General features: G+C 47.2%; 1 protein-coding gene. It reads left to right on the top strand.

Going from position 1 to position 614, the window contains the following annotated elements:
• Positions 1-614: reverse transcriptase N-terminal domain-containing protein (locus tag AC0QHF_RS07635; RefSeq protein WP_324703605.1), on the top strand; the 614-nt coding region annotated here is incomplete at both ends.

Here is a 614-nt window from a genome sequence, read left to right as displayed (position 1 = left end):
CAAGCGGCTCAATCGGGACAGGATGCAAAAGCTAGAAGGTTGCAGAGACTCCTTTTGAAGTCATACTACGCAAGGCTACTAGCGGTAAGGCGAGTAACCCAAGATAACCAAGGCAAAAAGACAGCCGGAGTGGATGGAGTGGTAGCAATATCCCCAAAACAAAGGTTTAAGCTTGCTGAGGAAATCAAAGGAAACTTCAAAGCTAAACCATTACGGAGAGTATGGATACCAAAACCCGGACGGGATGAAAAACGTCCACTGGGAATCCCGACAATCCGAGATAGAGCCAAGCAAGCCTTGGTCAAGATGGCAATGGAACCCTACTGGGAACCACGATTTGAGGGAACAAGCTATGGATTTCGACCCGGACGCTCAACCCTCGACGCAATTGGCAGAATATATGTGGCAATTAATCAAGGGGAATATTACGTCCTCGATGCCGATATCGCCAAATGTTTTGACCAGATTGACCATAATCACCTGCTATCCAAACTTCATTGTCCAACGACCATAAGGCGCAATATCAGACAATGGTTGAAAGCCGGGGTCATTGACAATGGTGTATTTGACGACACGAAAGCTGGGACACCTCAAGGAGGGGTAATAAGTCCACT

Source organism: Lyngbya sp. CCY1209 (assembly GCF_055795065.1).
The sequence above is the reverse complement of the archived record's forward strand: the minus strand, read 5'-3'. Positions and strand labels throughout refer to the sequence as shown.